The organism is Pseudomonas sp. 8_5_2, assembly GCF_059295255.1.
On the sequence record NZ_CM181238.1, the window covers coordinates 3,841,363 to 3,861,671 of the forward strand.

The following is a 20,309-nucleotide window of genomic DNA, read 5'->3' on the forward strand; positions in this document are numbered from 1 at the left end:
AGGAAGTTCTGCCCATGCTGTTGCGCCCTGTCGCCCTGCTGCTCGCCAGCGCCCTGCTTGCCCCGGCCGCGCTGGCCGAGGTGCATGAAGTGAAAATGCTCAACCGTGGCAGCGAGGGGGCAATGGTCTATGAGCCGGACCACCTGCACATCGCCCCCGGCGACAGCGTGCGCTTCCTGCCCACCCAGAGCGGCCACAACGCAGCCAGCGTCGCAGGGTTGCTGCCCGCCGGCGCCGAACCGTTCAAGAGCAAGCTGAACCAGCCGTTCGAGCAGACGTTCAGCGTGCCCGGGGTGTACGGCATCCAGTGCATTGCGCACCTGGCGATGGGCATGGTGATGCTGATCCAGGTGGGTGACGCGCCGGCTGCAGAACTGCCCGCCAGCTTGCCGGCACGGGCCAAAACGCGCTTTGCAGCACAACTGCAAAAGCTTGGGGCCGGGCAATGACCCGACTGCTGCTGGCCCTACCGCTGCTGGGCCTTGCCCCCTTCGCCCAGGCCGAATCCGCCCAGTCGCAAAGCAATGGTTTTGTCGAGGATGGCAGCTGGAATATCCTCAACCGCAGCGTGTTCGACCAGCGCGACTTCAAGCATGGCGGGCGCAACAGCGCTGCGCGCAATGCCTACAAGCCACGTAGCGAGCGCAACGGCAAGGCCGAGGAATGGGCCTATGGCTTGATGGGCAGCGTGCAGTCCGGCTTCACCCAAGGGCTGATCGGTGTCGGCGTGGATGCCCATGCCTATCTGGGCGTGCAGCTCGACAGCGGCGGCGGCCGCGCGGGCAAGGCGCGCCTGCTGGGGGTGGACAACGCTGGCCACCCAAAAAACCAGTACAGCCGCGCAGGGGCTGCGCTGAAGCTGCGCCTGTCCAATACCGTGCTGTCTTATGGTGAGCAACGGATCAAGACCCCGGTGTTCAGCTCGTCCGACAGCCGCCTGCTGCCCGAGACCGCCACCGGCTTCTTCCTCACCAGCAACGAGTTCGACACCCTCAAGCTGGTGGCCGGGCATTTCAACGAAAGTACCGACCGCAATGCGTCCAGCCACGACCAAGGCTTTGTGGTGAACTATTCCAACGGCCGCCAGGGCAACAGCTTCGACCTGGCGGGCGTAGTCTGGAACCCCGCCCCCGCCTTCAGCGGCAGCCTCTACAGCTCACGCTACGAGGACAGCTGGAACCAGCACTACCTGGGCAGCACGCTCAGCCATGCCCTGGATGATCGCCGCAGTATCAGCCTGGACCTCAACCTGTACCGCACCACCGACACCGGCAAGGCGCTGTCAGGGCGTATCGACAACACCACCTGGAGCCTGGTCTCGCGCTACAACCAAGGGCCGCACGGTTTCAGCCTGGGCTGGCAGCAGGTGGACGGCAATACGCCTTTCGATTACGTGACCCGAGGGGCGATCTTCATTGCCAACGCGGTGCAGATGTCGGACTTCAACGCGCCGAACGAAAAGTCGTGGCAGGCCCGCTATGACCTGAATATGGGCGCCTACGGCGTGCCGGGGCTGAACCTGACGGCGTTGTACGTGCGCGGGTTCGATATCGATGGCAGCCACGTCGACCCTGCGGGCGGTTATGCGTACCTGGGCTACGGCAAGGGTGGCAAGCATTGGGAGCGGGACCTGGAGGCGCGCTATGTGGTGCAGAGTGGCAAAGCCAAGGGCACCACGTTTTCGCTGAGGCATAACGTGCACCGGGGCAATACGGCGCAGGCAGAGCTGGATGGGGACCAGATACGCTTGGCGGTGGAATGGCCGTTGTCGGGGGCGTTCTGACACCCCCGCGTTGCTTGAGTCGGGGCTGATGCGCTGATCCGTGTATTGGCTGGACCGGCCCTTTCGCGGGTAAACCCGCTCCTACAGGGTCCCTGCTAAATCAGTCAGCTATGTGCAGTTCCAGGAGCGGTTTAGCCGCGAAGAGGCCAGCGCGGCGCTTTGTCATTGTCAGCCCAGGCGCAACTGCATGTGGGTGGTCTGCCAGACCGGGTCCTGCTCCACATCCACCACCGCGAACCCTTGCCGCTGCCAGAACGCGATCGCCCCCGGCAGGAACGGGTGGGTATGCAGGTACAGGCAGTCGACACCCGCCTGCTCCGCTCGCTCGCGCAATGCCGCAAACAACGCCGCGGCCAGGCCATGCCGACGGTAGGCCGGCGAGACGAACAGGCGCACCACCTCGACCACCCGCCGGGCGTGGTAATCGAGCTGGGCAAAGCGGTGGTCATAAGGCAGATAGCCGATCACCGCCACCAGCTGCCCGTCATCACGGGCCTCCAGAAAGCAGCCCGCGCCGTCCAGGTAGGTCTCGGCGAACTGCGCCAGGTCACGCGGCAACGGTGCATTGGCCAGCATCGGGAACAGCTCGCGGCGGGCGCTGTCGACAAACGCCACGACTTCGGCAATGGCGTCGCGCGCCACAGGTTGCAGGGTGCAGTTCGGCATGTGGCTCATGGCAGTGGTCGAAAGGCCAGAGTTCTACCCCAGTGTGCCGCGCAAGGCAAATCACAGGGCTCGTCGTGGCCCGCTGGACATCGGTATAATCGGCAGTCTTCACTGCCCGACCAGGCCACCTCATGCCTCGCTTCCAGACGTTGCTGTTGCCCCTGCTGCTGACTGCCGCCCTTGCCGCCTGCGACCAGAAACCCTCTCGTGAACAACAGATCCTTGCCCAGTTGCCGCTGCAGGATGCCTACACGCACAACATCGAACGCATGGCCGTGCTCCTGCGCCGCACCCACCCCCAGTTGCCGCAAGCGACCATCGAGCAAGTGCTGCGCAAGCACCTGACCGTCGAGGACCAGCGCCAGGACCTGTTCCGGCTGTACAGCGAAAAGAACTTCAGCGACGCCGAGTTCGCCACCATCGTGGCCGCCACCCAGGACCCGGCCAAGGCCCGCGCCCTGGAGGACACCGAAGCCGGCAAACGCCTGAGCGAGAAACTCACCGCACTGATGCGCGAAAGCGCCCGCGACGTGAAGGTGCAAGCCCTGGTAGAACAGCGTATGCAGCAGGTGGAAGACGAGCTGAGCGCGCTGCAAAAAGCCGGTTCCTGAGCGCCGCTGCCCACACCACCCACCGCATCGACCGAGGTCAGGATTGCCACACGCCAAGCACGGATTGCGCCTGGATCTACGCACACTCATTCTGGTGCTGTGCGCCTTTACCGCCCTGGTCATGCTGTGCGCCAGCTATTTTGCCAGCTACCGGGTGCAGCGCCAGCTGCTGATCGACCACGCCCTTGAAGCCAACCGGGTGTATGCATCAAAGCTGGCAGCCATCACCGAAACCTTCATCGGCAACGCCTTGCAGCAGCTGTCGTTCAGTGCCGGTGTGCAAAGCCGGCAGCTGGGCGACGGCGCAGCCCTGCAAGGGGAAACCGACCGCGTCCTGGGCCAGAGCATGGCCTTCAACTCAACGTTCGTGATCGATACCAACGGCGTGCTGCTGGCGATTTCACCGGCGCCGCTGCGGCACCTGGTCGGTAGCCGTATGCAGTCGCCCGGCGTGCAGGAGGCGCTGCAGGCGCGCAGCCCGCTGGTTTCCACTCCTTACGTGTCGGCGGCCAGCAACCTGGTGGTGGCGCTGTCGCACCCCATGTTCGACAGCAACGGCCGCTACCTCGGGTACGTTGGCGGCAGCTTGTACCTGCGTGAGCGCAACATTCTCAACAGCCTGCTGGGCGAGCACTTCTACAAGGACGGTTCATACCTGTATGTGGTCGACCGTAACCGGCGGCTGTTGTATCACCCCGACAGTCAGCGGGTGGGCTCGGTGGTGCAAGGCAACGCCCTGATCGACCAATTGACCACACTGGGCAGCGGCACCCGGCAACTGACCAACAGCCAGGGCGTGGAAATGCTCGCCGGTTTCGCCAACGTGCCCAGCGCTGGCTGGGGCGTTGTGGCGCAGCAGCCGTTGGCGCAGACAGTAGCGCCACTGAGCCACCTGATACTCAACGTGGTTGGCACCTCGGCCCCCTTCGCGCTGGTGGGCAGCCTGCTGCTGTGGTGGCTGGCGATGACCATTGCCCGGCCACTCTGGCAACTGGCCGCAGGCGCCCGTTCGATGGACCGCGCTGGCACTGCCGAGCGCCTGCACCGAGTGGCGGCCTGGTACTACGAGGCGGCCGAGCTCAAGCGCGCCTTGCTGTTCGGGCTGAACCTGCTGCAGGAGCGCATCGGCCGGCTCAATCGTGACGCCCAGACCGACCCGCTCACCGGCCTGGGCAACCGTCGCGGCCTGGATTTCAGCCTGTCGCTGCTGGAAGCCGAGGGCCGGGCGTTTGCGGTAATCGCGCTGGACATCGACCATTTCAAGCGGGTCAATGACAGCCATGGCCACGAGGTCGGCGACCAGTTGCTGCGGCGTCTGGCAGAACTGATGCGCCGCTGCTGCCGCGAGGGTGACCTACTGTGCCGCACCGGCGGCGAGGAGTTCCTGATGCTGCTGCCGGGGGCGAGCCTGGAGGCGGCGGCAGCGGTCGCCGAACGGCTGCGGGCGACGGTTCAGGCCACGCCGATGCCGCCGGTAGGCGCGGTGACTGTATCGCTGGGCGTGGCACGCTGGAGCGGCGAAACCGGCGAGCCCGGTGATGCCTTGAGTGATGCCGACCGGGCGCTCTACCAGGCCAAGCAGCAGGGGCGCAACCGGGTAACGGTTACTTGATCCCCTGCCGGCGTTGGGCTGCACAGCAGCCCTGGCAGGTTGACCAGGTTTTCCGTGCGCCCGTCGGCGCCGGGCCAGCTCGGTGATCTGTGGCGTGACCTCGACCGTGGCCCTGGCCTGATAGGCCCGGGCGAAGTCCTTGAAGCCGGAGAAGGTCGAAACTGCCAGGTAATGGCCATAGTCCGGGTACGAGACTGGCCCTGTCTCGATCCGTGCCCGCGCGCCCGGTTGAGCATTGGCGTCGCCTGACGGCAAGGTGATTACATGCCTGTGGATGACTCCGCCAGCTCGGCCAGTACCGCTGCCGAGGTGGTGACCTGGCGGAAGTGATGCTGCCACAGCTCGATGCCCAGCTTGCCCGAGCGGTCCAGCGACGAGCCAACCGTCATGTCGGTGACCAAGGTCGGCATCAGCCCCGCATCGAACAGCGCGAAGCCTGCGGCCAGCACGCAGGTTTCGGTCTGCAGCCCACACACCAGCACCCGCTCCACGCCCAGTTGGCGGATGTACTCGATGGCCTCGGCGCTTTGCCCGTAGCCATGCTTGACGAACACCTGGTCGGCCTCGATCAGGCTCTCGTCTTCGGCCGCCGGGTGCCAGCCAAGCTGACGCTCGAACGGGGTGACCTGCTCGTCGTGCAGCTCGACCGAGGCGATGGTGGGAATGTTCGCCGACAACCGTCGCAAGCCATCGACCAACCATTCCGGCGGGCTGAAGGTGGACTGGACATCGACGATGAGCAAAACCTGGCGCATGGGCGGATTCCGGCACGGGCAAAAGCCGCGGAGTATAGCGCGACGCTGATAACGCAGTCGCCCCGTGAACTAGGGCTCGATACTCCTGGCCAACCCCGAGGCCCATGCAGCGGCCATCTTCGCCCCTACCTCATCGAATTGCGGATGGCTGATGCGGTAATCCGAAAGCTCGCCCATCGCACGCTTCATCCCGGTCGCCACTCTGGCGAGCAACTCGTTGCAGCGTGCTTCGGTGAGGTTGCATGCCGTACGCCCGAACTGTACCAGCATCTTGCGCTTGGGCCAGGCTTTCGAACCGCCCAGCAGTAGCCCCATGATGTCGCGGCTGCTGTAAACCGTCGTGGTTACCAGGTCGTACACGGGTGCGAGCCAGATGTCGGCGTCCTCTGCACAGTTTTCGTAAAGCAGGCCAAAATTCTTCAGGTGGGCATCGCCGTTCTGGATGCCGGCGCACAGCGCAACCATCATGAAAAAGTGTTCCAACGCGGCAGGAATCCGAGCGGGCGTGACATACAGCTTTATCAACTGGGCGCAGCCCTGATAACTGCCGTCATACTTCTTGCGCGCTTCCCATCCCGAGAGCACGCACATGTCTTCGAATCCAAGATAGGCGTCGTCACCGATATCGAAGCGTTTCACAACCAGAAATTTGCCGTGCTGGCTGAGCTCGAAATCAGGTACTTCGAGCCCGCAATGCAACGCCGCCCGCATGCAGAAAAACTCGTTGGCGGCCAACTGGGGAAAGTCGGATTCATTGAAGGCTTTCACCAGATGCGTGGCACCTCTATGGGTCAGCCGATCCACATCGGGGGAAGTCTGCTCGATGTCCCGCACCAGGACCTTGGGTTGCACACCGGAGACGCCCGAGTACGCCGCGTAGGTGTCCATGAGTTCAGCAAACAGGCCTTGCGCCCCGTCATGCACCAGCAGGTTGGACAGTTTGATCCCTGGCAGAACATCCTTACCGGGATGCTGGGCAATGCTGATACGCCCAAGCTGATGCGGGCCGACAATCGCCAGCAGCGCGAAGTCGTCAAAGCCGCGCACCGACTTGCCGAACCGCCGGATGAGCTCAGCCTTGAGGTGGCCTTCTGGCAGGTTCATTTCAAACAAGGGGTGGATGCCGTATTCCCACTTGTAACTCTCCAGGCGCGTTGGCATGGTCAAGGAGACGGCCTGGTCTTCGGTAGCCGATGAGTTGTAGGTAAAAACAGTGTCGCGCGGGTTCTCTTCACTGCGCCCCAGGGTCCCGGCAGTCGTACCACCTGCTCCGATATACAAGCGGTCACTCTGCCGGATCATGAATGCCCCCGCCCTTCAACTCGTCGAGTGTACGCCGCCGCCGCTTGGGCATTGCAGTCAGTTCGTAGCCCAGGCCCTCGAGGATCGCGGCAACCTTGCGAATACCGACCTCGGGTATCGAATTGTTTTCGATCCCCGAGATGGTAGCGCGGCTCATGCCGTGACGTAGCGCGAGCTGGGCCTGGGAAAGCCCGGCTGCTTTGCGCAGTTTCTTGATCAGAGCACCAAGGTCGTTCATGTGTCCTGCACTGTATGCGATGCATATCTATATAAACACGATAAATGCATCGTATTTGATTCATAATTAGCTGTACAGGCGTTTCTCCATCCTCTAGCGGTAAGGCGACCAGGAAGTAATTGGGTCGCAACAGGGCTGACAGGTGCCTGCCACAGCATATGCAGCGCCTGTCAGCCCTGATGCGCTTCCGCCCGCGAAGGGCTGCAAAGCAGCCCCCCGCCACCCACCTCACCCCGCCAGGATGAAGTCCGCCACCGTCACCGTGGTCGCATCCGCCACCCCCACCAGGCGAATGGAGTCGGCAGCGCCGATGCTGACCAGCGTATCCGCGCCGACATCGGCGATGGTGACGCTGGCGGCAAAGGTTGCCGCAGTGATATTGAGGCCAGTGATATCCAGCCGGTCCTGGCCGCCCGCCGCAATGGCATCGAAGCTGATGATCAGGTCGTTGCCAAAACCGGCAGCGAACTGGAACACATCGTTGCCGTCAGTGGCGATCATGGTGTCGTTGCCGGCACCCCCCACGACCGTATCGTTACCCGCCGCACCGTTGAGGAAGTCGTTGCCGGCGCCCCCCAGCAAGGTGTCGTTGCCAACGTCACCAAACAGCGTGTCGTTGCCATCGCCCCCCTGCAGCAGATCGACGCCGTTGCCGCCGTCCAGGCTGTCATCGCCCGCCCCGCCGAGCAAGGTGTCGTTGCCGGTATCGCCCAGCAGCGTGTCGTTGCCGTCACCGCCGTCGAGGCTGTCGTCACCGCCACCACCGTTCAGGCGGTCCGCACCCAGGCCGCCGAACAGCTGGTCGTTGCCGGCGTCGCCATTGAGGGTGTCGTTGCCGGCATTGCCGTTGAGGATGTCGTTGCCGCCGTCCCCCCCAAGCGTGTCATTGCCTGCCGCGCCGTTGATGATGTTGGCCAGGCCGTTGCCGATAGCGGTGAAGTTGCCCACCCCGGTATACGTCAGGTTCTCGACGTTGGCAGCCAGGGTGTAGCTGGCCAGTGTGGTACGCACCAGATCGGTACCGGCCCCGGTGGCCTCCACCACCACGTCCCCGGCGTCATCCACCGTGTAGGTGTCATTACCCACGCCACCCACCAGCCGGTCGGCCCCCGCACCGCCGTTGAGCACGTCGTTGCCGGCGCCACCGGTCAGGGTGTTGGCCAGCGCGTTACCGGTACCGGTGAAGGCGCTGCTGCCGGTGTAGGTCAGGTTTTCGACGTTGGCACCCAGGGTGTAGCTGGCCAGGCTGGTCTGCACCAGGTCAGTGCCGCCATTGAGTGCCTCGATGACCGTGTCACCGGTGTTGTCGACCACGAAGGTGTCGTTGCCGGCGCCCCCGTTCATGGCGTCGGCACCCAGCCCGCCGTTGAGTGTGTCGTTGCCGTCCTCGCCATTGAGGATGTCGTTGTCGTCACCGCCGTTGAGGATGTCATTGCCGACACCCCCGAACAGCTGGTCGACGCCGCCCAGGCCATTGAGCGTGTCATTGCCGCCCAGGCCCGAGATCACATCGTCGCCCACCGTACCGGTCAGGGTGTTGGCGGCGTTGGTGCCGGTCAGTACCACGCCCGGCGGAACCACCACGGCTGCTGTCGCCGCCGAGGTCAGCGACTCCAGCGTGCCAAAGCCATCGGTGTAGCGCACGACCACCCGCAGTTGCTGGTTGCCTTGGGCAACGCCCGGGGTGAAGGTCGCCGCGGTTGCACCGACGATATTGCTGAAGGTGCCGCCCGTGCCCTGTTGCCACTGGAAGCTGAAGGCGCCTAGCCCGTCCACGTCGGCTATGCCGGCTGTAAGCGCGGTCAGCGTCTGGCCCCGGTCTGGCGTGGTGTCGCTGATCAGCACGGCACCGGTGGGTGCATCGTTGACGTTGGCCACCGGGTCGAGGATGTCGGAGGCGACGCTTTCGTGTACGCCAAAGTCATCCACGTAGCTGACCACCACGCGCATGTTCTGCCCTACTTGCGCCTGGGTCAGGACAAAGGTGCTGCCGATGGCCCCGGCGATGTTGACCCAGCCAACCCCCCGGTTGGACTGCCACTGGAAACTGAACTGCGGGTTGCTAAGGCCGTCGGCATCGACAATGGTCGCGGGGTTGGCGGTAAGCGTCTGGTTCTGCACCAGCAGCCCGGTCACGGCCGGCCCGGCACTTGGCGCGCTGTTTGGCGACGAATCGACGATTTCCAGCGTGCCCTTGGCGTCCTGGTACACCGCGCGAACGCGGATGCTCAGCCCGGCCACATCATCGGTAACCCGGTAGGTGCTGCCGATGGCCCGCGACACTTCACCTGCGGCAACGAAGGTGATGTCTTCATACACCCCGGAACCCGGCAGTTGCTCGACCTGCCAGTAATAGGCTACCGGGCCGGTGACCGCACCGCTGGGGTTGGCCGCGCTGGCGTTGTCCGCGTCATGCACTGCCAACGGGGTCACCCGCAGCAGCTGGCCGCTGACCGGGGTGTCGTCCCGCACGCCGGTGGTATCGTCGAGGATCACCAGGTGCCCCGTGGGCCCCGCGTTGACGGCGGTACCCACACCAGAGGCCTGGGCGCGGTCAGAGAACTGCAGGCGCTCGATACCGGTCAGGTGGTCGACACCATCACGCCCGGCCACCAGGTCGGTGACGATCACCGAATTGCCATCGACCACCACGCTATAGTCGGTGGCAACCCCCGAGAACAGCGCCGTGTCATAGCTGTCGGTGCCGCTCAGGATTTCCCGGACAATCACCAGCTGGCCCGGGTTGTAGGTGCCGTTGAGCATCAGTGGCACCATCGGCTCCATGCTGTCGAAGCTGGCGATTTCCGGGCCGCTGCCATCGTGGTTGGCGCGTACGCTAATGCGTACGTTCAACCATTTGTCGCCGTCGAGGATATCGTCGCCACCACGCCCTTCGATCAGGTCGCTGCCGCTGCCGCCAAGGATGATGTTGCCGCCGTCGTAGAACGTCGCCCCGGCTGCCAGCAGGCTGGACAGGCCGTTGATCAGGCTGATGTTGGTGAGCACGCTGCCGGTGGCGCCAGCCGTCGGCAGGCTGGTGGCATCTTCGTTGTCACCGCGCAGGAAATCGCCATGCGCCGACCCCGACAGGCCCTCCATGATGTCGAATCGCGCCAGCGTCGAGGCGCCCGAACCCGGTACCGGCGGTACATCGAAGAAGCGGTCGCTCATGTCGATGGACACGCCCTGGGCCAGGCCCTTGAAGGTTGCCCAGTCATAGCCCGAGCCACCGATGTAGCGGTCGCCGAAGCCCAGGCTGCCGACCATGATGTCGTCGCCGCCTTCACCGTTGAACTTGTCGTTCTCGTTACCGCCGATGAACACGTCGTTGCCGATGACCGGGTCGTTGCCCAGCGGGTCGAAGTTGTCACCAGGCGCACCGTCCGAGGTGCCCTTTTCGATCCAGTCGTCGCCCTCGTTACCCATGTCCTGTTCGTTGGCCTTGCTGCCGAGGATAAAGTCGTTGCCCTGGCCACCAATGGCTTCGGAGGCATCTTCCCCGGTCACGATGAAGTCGTTGCCGAAGCCGCCGATGATCAGGTTGACGCCATTACCGCCGTGCAGCACATCGTTGCCGTCGCCGCCCTGGATGTTGTCGTCACCACCCATGTCGCTGATGATGTCGTCGCCGGCCCCACCGCGCAGCTGGTCGTTGCCGTCGCCGCCTTCGATGCGGTCGTTGCCGGCATCGCCCCACACCGTGTCGTCACCCTCGCTGGAGACCAGGATGTCATCACCGTTGGTACCGCCCAGCACGATGTGCTCGCCACCGGCATAGCGGATGTAGTTGGTGTCCGGGCCAGCCGTCAGCGGGCTGTCGCGGAACACCACCTGCTGGCCGTTTTCGCCCAGCGGGTCGGCGTTGCCCAGGCCATCGTTGTACTGCTTGCTCTGGTCCAGCTCCAGATAGAAGCCCGGGTCGGAGAACACCAGGCCCGGCAAGTGGGTGGCCGAGGTGTTGGCCATGATCAGCTTGGCGAACGAGTTGCTTTCCAGCTCGGCGTTCATCGACAGCCCGGCGGTACGCTCCAGGTAGTAGAAGCGGTCGCCGTCCTGCAGTTTCTCCATCTGGTTTTCGAACACGAAGTTGAAGGTACTGCCGAGCATGCCGCCGAACGGGGTCTTCTCTTCGGCCAGGCCGCCGATCCACAGGTCGATGGCGTCGACGCCGGTGAGGGTGACCCCCTTCAGGTCATCCGCGGTGTTTGCCAAGCCATCCTTGCCGACCAGGGTCACGTTGGCCCAGGCACCGCTGCCGTTGAGGAAGTCCATGCGGTCGGCCGGCGCGCCATTGCCGCCGAACACCAGGGCCATGGCCGCCGCGCGTTTTTCCAGCAGCGTGGTAGCGCCGGTGATGGTGCTGTGGGTGCCGTAGGCGGCGATGAAGTTGATCAGCGACTCTGGATGCTTCAGGTGCTGCACCAGGTCGACCCAGCTGGTGTACGGCTTGAGCTGGGTATCGCCGGTTTGCCCGTAGATGTCCCGACGCAGGGCGTTCAGCGAAGGGATGCCCACGTCGCGGCCACGGGCGATGTTGATCGCCGGCAGGTCCAGCGGCAGGCCCAACAGGTTATTGCGCAGCGCCTCGGTGACGAACTCGTCGATTTCGTTACCGCCCTGACGGGTGACCCCGCGCACGATGGCGCTGGTGGCATCCTCGGGGGTGACGCCACTGGCGGCATACGCCAGCGGGTTGAGGAACGCAGCAATCAACCCCAGTTGCTGGTCGGGGTTGGCGCTGGCCGGGTCCTTGATGACGTTGAAGTCGATGTCGAAGCGGTCGACGGTTTCGGTCAGCATCGAGTGGCCGAAGCGGTACACGGTGTGGGCGAACTCGGCCACGATCGACGCATCGAGGTCGACGTCATAGACCTGGGTTGGCGCGAAGAACAGGTCGACCCGCGGCTGTACGGTACGGGCGAATTCCTCGAACACCAGGTGCTGGTACTGCATCTCGGTGCCGAACTTGGCCGCCTGGAACAGGCGCTCGCCGTTCCACACCAGTGCATCGATCTCGGGTTGGGTGACCGGCAATGCACTCACCGGGTTGAGCAGCCACTCGTTGAGGAAGACCAGGTCGTGCGCGTCCAGCACCGTGTCCTTGGTCTGCGCCACCAGCCGGTTGTGCTCGGCATGGAAGATCGCATGCACGGCGGTCAGGCCGATGTTCTCGTTGACCCGGCCATCGCCGGCAATGTAGTGCGCATCCAGCAGTTCGTTGTCGTAGGCCAGGTTGGCACCGGTCTGCGGGTTGACGGCTACGGCGTTGCCGGCGACGTTGTCGGCATCCGGCGCCAACACCCCGGCGCTGAACACCGGCACGGCATTGTGGGCGATGTCGGCGAGGAACTGGTGGCCGGTGCGCACGGCGTTGGTCAGGCTGATCGGCGCCAGCGGGTTGCCTTCCACCTGCTGGTCATCGGCCGTACCGGCAATACCGTCCAGGCCTTTCATCACCACCATCGGGTAGCCATGCGGGCCTTTGATGAAGTTGCCATAGGCATCGGTTGCCAGCAGCGGCACGTTGTCGACGTCGGCATCGGTCAGATTGATGCCGAGCAGGTCGCGGGCCTGGGCCTTGACCACTTTCCAGGTGGCCATGCCGCCGATTTCGTGATCGTCGCCGGTGCCGAACTTGCCATCGGCGCCCAGGTCGCGGTTGGTGATCAGCCGGCCCGTGGCGACCGGACCATCGGCAGTCATCATGTACGCGCGCAGGAACACCTGGTGCGAGGGGTGCGAGCTGTAGGTCTGGTTCTGGTCCACGAACGGTGTGGTGGTGTTGCTGTGCTCGTGAATGTCGTCGGCGTTGCCCAGGATGCCATCCGGCCCAGGCAGGTTGGTGGCGCGGGTCACCACCATGAAGTTGGTGAAGCCGCCCGGCACATACAGCGGGTCGTCCGCTTGCAGCGGGATGTAGATAGTGCCCGAGCCGCCCTTGGTGACCAGGTCCAGGCCGTGGTCGAAAAACTGCCCGAAGAAGGTCATCCAGGCGTTGAACGGCGCCGACAAGCCGGCATCGGCAGCGGTGTTTTCGAACAGGTACACGTCGTGGTCGTCGCCGGTGCCGAACTGGCCGTCCAGGCCCGGGCTGGCAACCACGCGCACGCCGTCCTTGAGCACATCGTCGTTGCCCGGCGTGCCGAAGTTGAGCACGCCATCCGCGCCAGGGTCGTAGGCAGTGGCGTAGGCGGCCGGGTTGTTGGAGGTCTGGTCGACGATCAGGTTGCTGATGGTGCGCGGCTGCGAGTCGAACACTGCACCACTGGTCTGCTGGTACGACGAACCCGGTATGGCGGGCGAGCCTGGGCCGAAGAAGCCGGCGGGTGCACCCTCGGCCGGGTTGAATACCGGGTCGCTCAGGCGCGGGAATACAGCGTCGGCAGCACCGTACTGGGTGTGGTTGTTGCCGTTGAGGTTCATCAGGTTGTTGTTCGAGCCATCCACCGCCCGCAGGCCCAGCGGCGCGCGGATGTTGGGGATCAGCGAGAGGATGTCCTGCCCATGGGCATCGGCTTCGGCGATCTTGATCTGCTCAAGAATGAAGTTGAGGTCGGAGCGCACCATGTGCAGGCCGGCGCCACCGTCAGCCGCGTCCACCACCGGCGTGGCCGGCGTCGGCAGCACAGGCGCACCGGGCTGGACCACGCCGGTGGGCTGGGAGAACAGCACTTCCGTGGTGCCATGGGCGTCCTGGTAGATCGCCTTGACCCGCAGGCTCAGCCCCGCCAGGTCCGGCGACACCTTGAACGCGGTGCCATCGGCGCTCTGGAACGCCAGGTCACCGGCTGGCAGCAGGATGATGTCTTCGAACACACCGCTGCCAGGGTCGGCTTCGAACTGCCAGTAGTACGACACCGAACTGTTGGCCAGCGTGCCGAGCGGGTTGCCTGCAGCAATGTTGTCGGCATCACGCACACCTGCCACGCTCACTGTCAGCATGTCGCCCACGGTGATCGCCCCGCCGTTGCCATCGGTGACCGTGGGGCTGCCGGTAGCCTGCGCGTTCAGCCCGGTCACCAGCACGCGCTGGCTGTCGGCAAACTGCAGGCGTTCGACATGCAGCAGGGTATCGATGCCGTCACGGCCGGCCACGGTATCGGTCACCGTCCAGACGTCATCGGAAACGTCAAGCGTACCCTTGGTGTTCTGGGTCACCACGTACTCGCTCTGCACACCCGAGAACACCGCCGTGTCGAACGCAGCCCCGCCCGTCGAGGTGCCGGGCAGGATTTCGCGTACTGCCTTGAGCTGCCCAGGGTTGTAGGTGCGGTCAAGCATGAACGGGATCATGTCGACCATGCTGTCGAAACTGGCGATCTCGGGGCCGCTGTGGTTGACGTCGCCTGCGGCATACACCGCGATGCGCACGTTGATCCACTTGTCACCGTCGATCAGGTCATCGCCGCCACGGCCTTCGATCAGGTCGCTGCCATTGCCGCCGAGCAGGATGTTGCCGGTGGCAAAGCCGGTGGTGGGCAGCCCGGCATCGCTGAGGAACTGCTGCAGGCCGCGTATCAGCGCGACGTTGGTCAGCGCACTGCCGGTGGCACCGCCGTGGTTGAGGATGGTCACGGCATCGACGTCATCGCCCTTGAGCACGTCGGCGAATTTCGAGCCTGATACGCCCTCGACTTCGGCGAAGCGGTCAAGGATGGAAGCCGGCGAGGCGCCGACCGGGTTGAACACACCGGCGTTCTGGTTGGGTGCGTTGCCATGGGGCTGCGCAAGGGCGGCCAGGCTCAGGTCGACGGTGACGCCAACCTGGTCATTCTTGTAGGTCACCCAGTCGAACCCGGACATGCCGTCCATCTTGTCCTGGGCATCACTGCCGACAAAGATGTCGTCGCCCCCTTCGCCGATCATTTCGTCAAAGCCGCCGCCACCGACGAAGATGTCGTTGCCGACCACTTCGTCACCCAGCAGCGGCGCGAAGTTGTCGCCAGGCGCACCGTCCTGGGTGCCCTTCTCGATCCAGTCGTCGCCCTCGTTGCCGGTAGGTGGCAGGTTGGTCTTGGCGCCAAGGATGAAGTCGTCGCCCTGGCCGCCGAAGGTGGTGCTGATGTCCTCGGTGGTGATGATGAAGTCCTGGCCGTCACCGCCGAGAATCAGGTTGCCGGCAACCCCCATGCTACCGGCGACGATCACGTCGTTGCCGGCATTGCCTTCCAGGCGGTTGTCGCCAAACGAATCGGTGATGATGTCGTCGCCCGCGCCACCCAGCACCGCGTCGTTGCCAGCGCCGCCTTCCAGCACATCGTCGCCTGCATCACCATAGACGGTATCGTCACCGTCACCGGAGATGATGATGTCGTTGCCGGAAGTACCGCCGAGCACCACGTGGTCTTCACCGGTGTAGTGCAGGTAGTTGCTGTCTGGCCCGACGGTATCGGGGTTGTCGCGAATCACCAGCGGGACGATCTCTACCCCGTTGATCTCGATGCCGCCAGTCGGGTCGGCCCTGCCGTCCGTACCCAGCCCGGTGAACTGGTTGGCCTGGTTCACCTCAAGGGTAAAGGTCGGCGTGAGGAACACGGTGTTGGACAGGTGGGTGACGTCGGAGTTGAGCATGATCAGCTTGGCGAAGGAGTTGTTTTCCAGCTCCGTGCCGAAGTTCATGCCCGCCGTGCGTGACAGGTAGTAGAAACGGTCGCCGTTCTGCAGCGCTTCCAGCTGGGTTTCGAAGACGAAGTTGAAGCTGGAGCCGAGCATGCCGCCGAACGGCATTTTCTTCTCGGCCAGGCCGCCGACCCAGAAGTCGATGGCATCGACGCCCGTTACGGTAACCCCGCTGATGTCGTCGGCCGTGCCGGCGATGCCGTCCTTGCCCGCCAGCGTCACGTTGGCGTAGGCGCCGGTGCCGTTGAGGAAGTCCAGACGGTCAGCCGGTGCACCGCTGCCGCCAAGCACAAGGGCCACTGCGGCGGCGCGCTTGGCCGCTTCGGTGGTAGCCCCGGTAATGCTGCTGTGGGTGCCGTAGGCGGCAATGAAGTTGATCAGCGACGCCGGATGCTTGAGGTGGTCGGCAAAGTCGGCCCAGCTGATGTAGGCCTTCAGCTGGCTGTCGCCGGTGGCGGCGTAGAACTCGCGGCGCGCCTCGTTCAGGCTGGGGATGCCGGTGTCGCGGCCACGGGCGATGTTCAGTGCGGGCAGGTCCAGCGGCAGGCCGAGCAGGTTATTGCGCAACGCCTCGGTGACGAACTCGTCGATCTCGTTGCCCAGCTGGCGAGTGACGCCACGGATGATCGCCCCCGCCGCTTCGTCGGCGGTGGCACCGCTGCCGGCGAACGCCAGGGGGTTGAGGAAGGCGGCGATCAGGCCCAGTTGCTGGTCGGGATTGTTCGGGTCGCCCGATACCGGGTTGAACGCCGGGTCGAAGCGGTCGACGGTTTCGGTCAGCATCGAGTGGCCGAAGCGGTACACCACATGGGCGAACTCGGCCAGGATCGCCGGGTTGATCGACGTGTCGTAGCCGTTGGGGGCGAGGAATGCGTCGATCTGCGGCTGGATGGTGCGGGCGAACTCTTCGAACACCAAATGCTGGTACTGCATTTCGGTGCCGAACTTGGCAGCCTGGAACAGCCGCTCGCCGTCCCATACCAAGGCGGCGATGCCGGCGGGCGTGGTGGGGATGGCGGTGACATCGTCGATCAGCCATTCGTTGAGAAATGCCACGTCGCCTGCGGCCAGCAGGGTGTCCTTGGTCTGCTGCACCTGGCGGTTGTGTTCGGAGTGGAACACGTGGTGAACGGCAGTAAGGCCGATGTTCTCGTTGACCCGGCCGTCACCGGCAATGTAGTGGGCATCGAGCAGCTCGTTGTCGTAGGTCAGGTTGTTGCCGCCCTGCCCCACAGGCTGCGCATTGCCGACCAGGGTATCGGCGTCGGCCTGCAACACCCCACCCACCACCACCGGCTCGGCGTTGTGTGCAATGTCGTCGAGGAAGGCATGCCCGGTGCGCACGGCATTGGCCAGGCTGATGGGCGCGGCACGGTCGCCTTCGACCAGCGTGGTGACGTCGTCAGCGGTGCCGGCAATGCCGTCGGCGCCATTGTTCACGCGCATCACCACCTGCGGCATGCCGTTGGGGCCACGCAGGAAGTTGCCATACGCATCGGTGGCCAGAAGCGGCACGCTGTGCACATCGGCGTCGGTCAGGTTGATGCCGAGCAGGTCGCGGGCCTGGGCCTTGACCACTGCCCAGGTGGCCATGCCACCGCCTTCGCCATTGCCGTCGTCGCTGGTGCCGAACTTGCCATCGGCGCCCAGGTCGCGGTTGGTGATCAGCCGCCCGGTGGTTACCGGGTCGCCTGCGGCGTCGAGCATGTACTCACGCAGGAACACCTGGTGCGAGGGGTGCGAGCTGTAGGTCTGGCTCTGGTCGACAAACGGCGAGGTGGTGTTGGGCTGGCCATCGTCGGCGGTACCCACCACACCATCGGCGCCGGCAGTGCGTACGGCGCGCGACAGCACCATGAAGTTGGTCGGGCTGTTGGCGTTGTACAACGGATCGTCCGGGCGCAACGGGATGAACACGATGTCGCTGCTGCTCTTGGTGACCAGGTCCAGGCCATGGTCGAAGAACTGGCCGAAGAAGGTCATCCAGGCGTTGAAGCCGGCGGTAAGGCCGGCATCTGCCGAGACGTTGGGGATGAAGAACACCGGTTTGTCGTCAGCCGTGCCGAACACCCCGTCGATGCCGGGGCTCATCATCGGGGCGGCGCCACCGTTGGCCTCTACCGCAGCCGGGTTGTTGGCTGTCTGGTCGACGATCAGGTTGCTGATGGTGCGCGGTTGCGCATCGACGACCGTGCCGGTGCCTGCATAGCTGGCACGGTACGAGGCGTCGAGCAGGCGCAGGAACGCGTTGTCGGCTGCGCCGAACTCGCTCTGCCCGGCGACCAGGTTGTTGTAGCTGCCATCGACGGTGCGCAGGCCGAACGGCACCTGGCCGTTGGGCAGCAGGTCGATCAGGCTGGCGCCGGCAGCGTGAGCTTCGGCGATGAAAATCTGCTTGAGGATGAACTCCAGGTCCGACTTGCTGAAATTGGCCATTGCAATTGCCCTCGATCAATCGGGAGAAATCTCAGGGCAACAGGGTCCGTCCCGCGCCCAGTCAGTGTTGACGTGCGCAGTTTCTGTATGAGGGTTCTGGGGACCGGTGGGCGGTGTCGTAATGACGCCCCTGGCCTCATCGCCGGCAAGCTGGCCCCCGCCGAAACGGCGGAAACCCTGTTAACTGTGCGATACAGCGGTGTAACGCACATGCATCGCCCCCGACTCGCACAGGGTCCGAATACATCAGACTAAAGTCGTAGGCGAAAAGCTTGTCAATATCCCGTCAAAAAAATCGTCCACCGATGGTAATGCGATGCAACTAGCTGTTTTCCCGGTACTTATGAAAAGTTCAAAGAATTTATAGAGCGAAAAGATATTACTGGATGTTTCATTGCAACCTACGCTGCTGCATGTGGGAGCGACGCAGCGTTCTGGATTATTCGCCCTGAGAGCGACCCGTCTGCGAGCCGACCAAGAAGCCACAACTACCGCCGTACGGGGCGCCGCAAGGGCTTCCCGATTTGCGATGAAGGGAGGCCCCCGATGCCCAAGGCACCGCGCACCCGTTCCGAACTGGCCGATGCGCTGTTTCGCCTGCGCCGCAGCTTTTACGCCCTGGGCGCCTTCAGCGGCGTGATAAACGTCATGATGTTGACGCCAGCCGTTTACATGCTGCAGGTGTACGACCGCGCTCTGGTAAGCCGCAACGTCACCACCCTGGCCATGCTCACGCTGTTGGTAGTGGGGCTGTTCCTGCTGATGTCGGCACTGGAGATGATGCGCACCCGCGTGCTTATCCGCGTCGGCAACTGCCTGGACATGGACCTCAACCGCCGCATCTTCAGCGCCGCCTTCGAGCGCAACCTGAGCCGCGCCGGCGGCAACCCGGCCCAGGCCCTGCAGGACCTGGCGCAGGTGCGGCAGTTTCTCACCGGCAACGGCCTGTTCGCCTTCTTCGACGCGCCGTGGACACCGATCTACCTGCTGGTCTGCTACCTGATCCACCCGCTGCTGGGGCTGGTCACGATGATCGGCTCGCTGATCCTGGTGGGGCTGGCCTACCTGACTGAAAAGGCCACGCAAAAGCCATTGGCCGAAGCCAACCAGGCAGCCCTGTCATCGGCCAGCTACGCCAACAACAACCTGCGCAACGCCGAAGTGATCGAAGCCATGGGCATGCTGCCGTCGATCGGCAAGCGCTGGTTCCAGGGCCACTTGCGGATCCTGCAGATGCAGACCCTGGCCTCCGACCGCGCCGCGCTGATCAGCAGCACCGGGCGCTTTGTGCGCATCACCTTGCAATCGGTGATCCTCGGTACCGGCGCGCTGCTGGCGATCGAGGGCAAGATCACCCCCGGCATGATGATCGCCTGCTCGATCCTGACCGGCCGCGCCCTGGGGCCGGTGGAACAGGTGATCGCCTCGTGGAAGCAGCTGCTGGGTTGCCGCCTGGCCTGGGGCCGGCTCAACGACCTGCTGCAGGACTACCCACAGCGGCCACCGAGCATGTCCCTGCAGCGGCCGATGGGCATGTTGGCGGTGGAAAACGTGATTGCCGGCGCCCCGCGCACCAACACCACCATCGTGCGCGGGGTGAGCTTCAGCCTGGCCGCGGGTGACAGCCTCGGCATCATCGGCCCGTCGGCTTCGGGCAAGTCCACCCTCGCCCGCCTGCTAGTGGGCGTGTGGCCCGCCCAGGCCGGCAAGGTGCGCCTGGATGGCGCCGACATCTTCACCTGGAACAAGGCCGAGCTCGGCCCGTGGCTAGGCTACCTGCCGCAGGACGTGGAGCTGTTCGAGGGCACCATCGGCGAAAACATTGCGCGCTTCGCCGAGGTGGACAGCGATGCGGTGATCCGCGCCGCACGCAGCAGCGGCGTGCACGACATGATCCTGCGTTTCCCGCAGGGCTACGACACCCGCCTGGCAGCCGATGGCAGCCCGCTGTCTGGCGGCCAGAAGCAACGCATCGCCCTGGCCCGCGCCCTGTATGGCGAGCCCAACCTGGTAGTGCTGGACGAGCCCAATGCCAACCTTGACGACCTTGGCGAGAAGGCCCTGGTGGATGCATTGACCGAGCTCAAGGCGCGCGGGGCCACGGTAGTGCTGATTTCCCACCGCCCCAATGTGCTGTGCGCAGTCGACCAGGTGCTGATGCTGCGTGACGGTGGGGTACACATGCTGGGCAGCCGCGATGAAGTGTTCGCGGCGCTGCGCAAGGCCAGCGTGATCCCCGCAGGCGCTGCGACGCCGTTGGCTTCGGTAAAGGTACGGGAGTAGCCGA

Annotated in this window: 10 protein-coding genes; 5 read left to right on the plus strand and 5 right to left on the minus strand. The window is 64.5% G+C overall.

Annotated features, from left to right (window positions below; all coding sequences use genetic code 11):
• Positions 1 to 14: 14 nt before the first annotated feature.
• Both AC5O5R_RS17745 and AC5O5R_RS17750 read left to right on the plus strand, forming a co-directional pair.
• Complete coding sequence (locus tag AC5O5R_RS17745) at positions 15 to 449, plus strand: pseudoazurin (RefSeq protein WP_172220298.1); 435 nt, start codon at positions 15 to 17, stop codon at positions 447 to 449.
• Entirely contained in the window at positions 446 to 1,783 is a 1,338-nt protein-coding gene (locus tag AC5O5R_RS17750) for an OprD family porin (RefSeq protein ID WP_172220301.1), read from the plus strand. The genes AC5O5R_RS17745 and AC5O5R_RS17750 overlap by 4 nt, the downstream gene beginning before the upstream one ends.
• 168 nt (positions 1,784 to 1,951) lie before the next feature.
• Here AC5O5R_RS17750 and AC5O5R_RS17755 read toward each other — a convergent pair whose 3' ends face one another.
• The gene (locus tag AC5O5R_RS17755) at positions 1,952 to 2,449 is read right to left on the minus strand and encodes a GNAT family N-acetyltransferase (protein ID WP_172220334.1); all 498 of its coding nucleotides are present in this window, start codon (positions 2,447 to 2,449) and stop codon (positions 1,952 to 1,954) included.
• Between the two features lie 131 nt (positions 2,450 to 2,580).
• On the opposite strand from AC5O5R_RS17755, the gene AC5O5R_RS17760 reads away from it, so the two are divergent.
• Together AC5O5R_RS17760 and AC5O5R_RS17765 are read left to right on the plus strand one after the other, a co-directional pair.
• Positions 2,581 to 3,060: a hypothetical protein gene (locus tag AC5O5R_RS17760; protein ID WP_172220304.1), complete on the plus strand. Its 480-nt coding sequence runs from the start codon at positions 2,581 to 2,583 to the stop codon at positions 3,058 to 3,060.
• A 43-nt stretch (positions 3,061 to 3,103) separates the two neighbouring features.
• On the plus strand, positions 3,104 to 4,672 hold the full coding sequence (locus tag AC5O5R_RS17765; protein WP_172220322.1) for a sensor domain-containing diguanylate cyclase: 1,569 nt from the start codon (positions 3,104 to 3,106) through the stop codon (positions 4,670 to 4,672).
• A gap of 260 nt (positions 4,673 to 4,932) precedes the next feature.
• Here AC5O5R_RS17765 and AC5O5R_RS17770 read toward each other — a convergent pair whose 3' ends face one another.
• The 4 genes from AC5O5R_RS17770 to AC5O5R_RS17785 all read right to left on the minus strand — a co-directional run bounded on the left by AC5O5R_RS17770 (position 4,933) and on the right by AC5O5R_RS17785 (position 18,022).
• On the minus strand, positions 4,933 to 5,427 hold the full coding sequence (locus AC5O5R_RS17770) for a cysteine hydrolase family protein (RefSeq protein ID WP_172220325.1): 495 nt from the start codon (positions 5,425 to 5,427) through the stop codon (positions 4,933 to 4,935).
• Positions 5,428 to 5,496: 69 nt separating this feature from the next.
• Positions 5,497 to 6,729 (minus strand): type II toxin-antitoxin system HipA family toxin, encoded by a 1,233-nt coding sequence (locus tag AC5O5R_RS17775; protein ID WP_172220328.1) that lies wholly within the window; start codon positions 6,727 to 6,729, stop codon positions 5,497 to 5,499.
• Positions 6,713 to 6,967, minus strand: coding sequence for a helix-turn-helix domain-containing protein (locus AC5O5R_RS17780; protein WP_172220331.1), 255 nt, complete (start codon positions 6,965 to 6,967; stop codon positions 6,713 to 6,715). Before AC5O5R_RS17780 ends, AC5O5R_RS17775 begins: the two co-directional genes overlap by 17 nt.
• Positions 6,968 to 7,195: 228 nt before the next feature.
• Positions 7,196 to 18,022 (minus strand): peroxidase family protein, encoded by a 10,827-nt coding sequence (locus tag AC5O5R_RS17785; protein ID WP_494514629.1) that lies wholly within the window; start codon positions 18,020 to 18,022, stop codon positions 7,196 to 7,198.
• A gap of 546 nt (positions 18,023 to 18,568) precedes the next feature.
• On the opposite strand from AC5O5R_RS17785, the gene AC5O5R_RS17790 reads away from it, so the two are divergent.
• Positions 18,569 to 20,305 (plus strand): type I secretion system permease/ATPase, encoded by a 1,737-nt coding sequence (locus AC5O5R_RS17790; RefSeq protein WP_494514630.1) that lies wholly within the window; start codon positions 18,569 to 18,571, stop codon positions 20,303 to 20,305.
• The last annotated feature ends 4 nt before the right edge of the window (positions 20,306 to 20,309 follow it).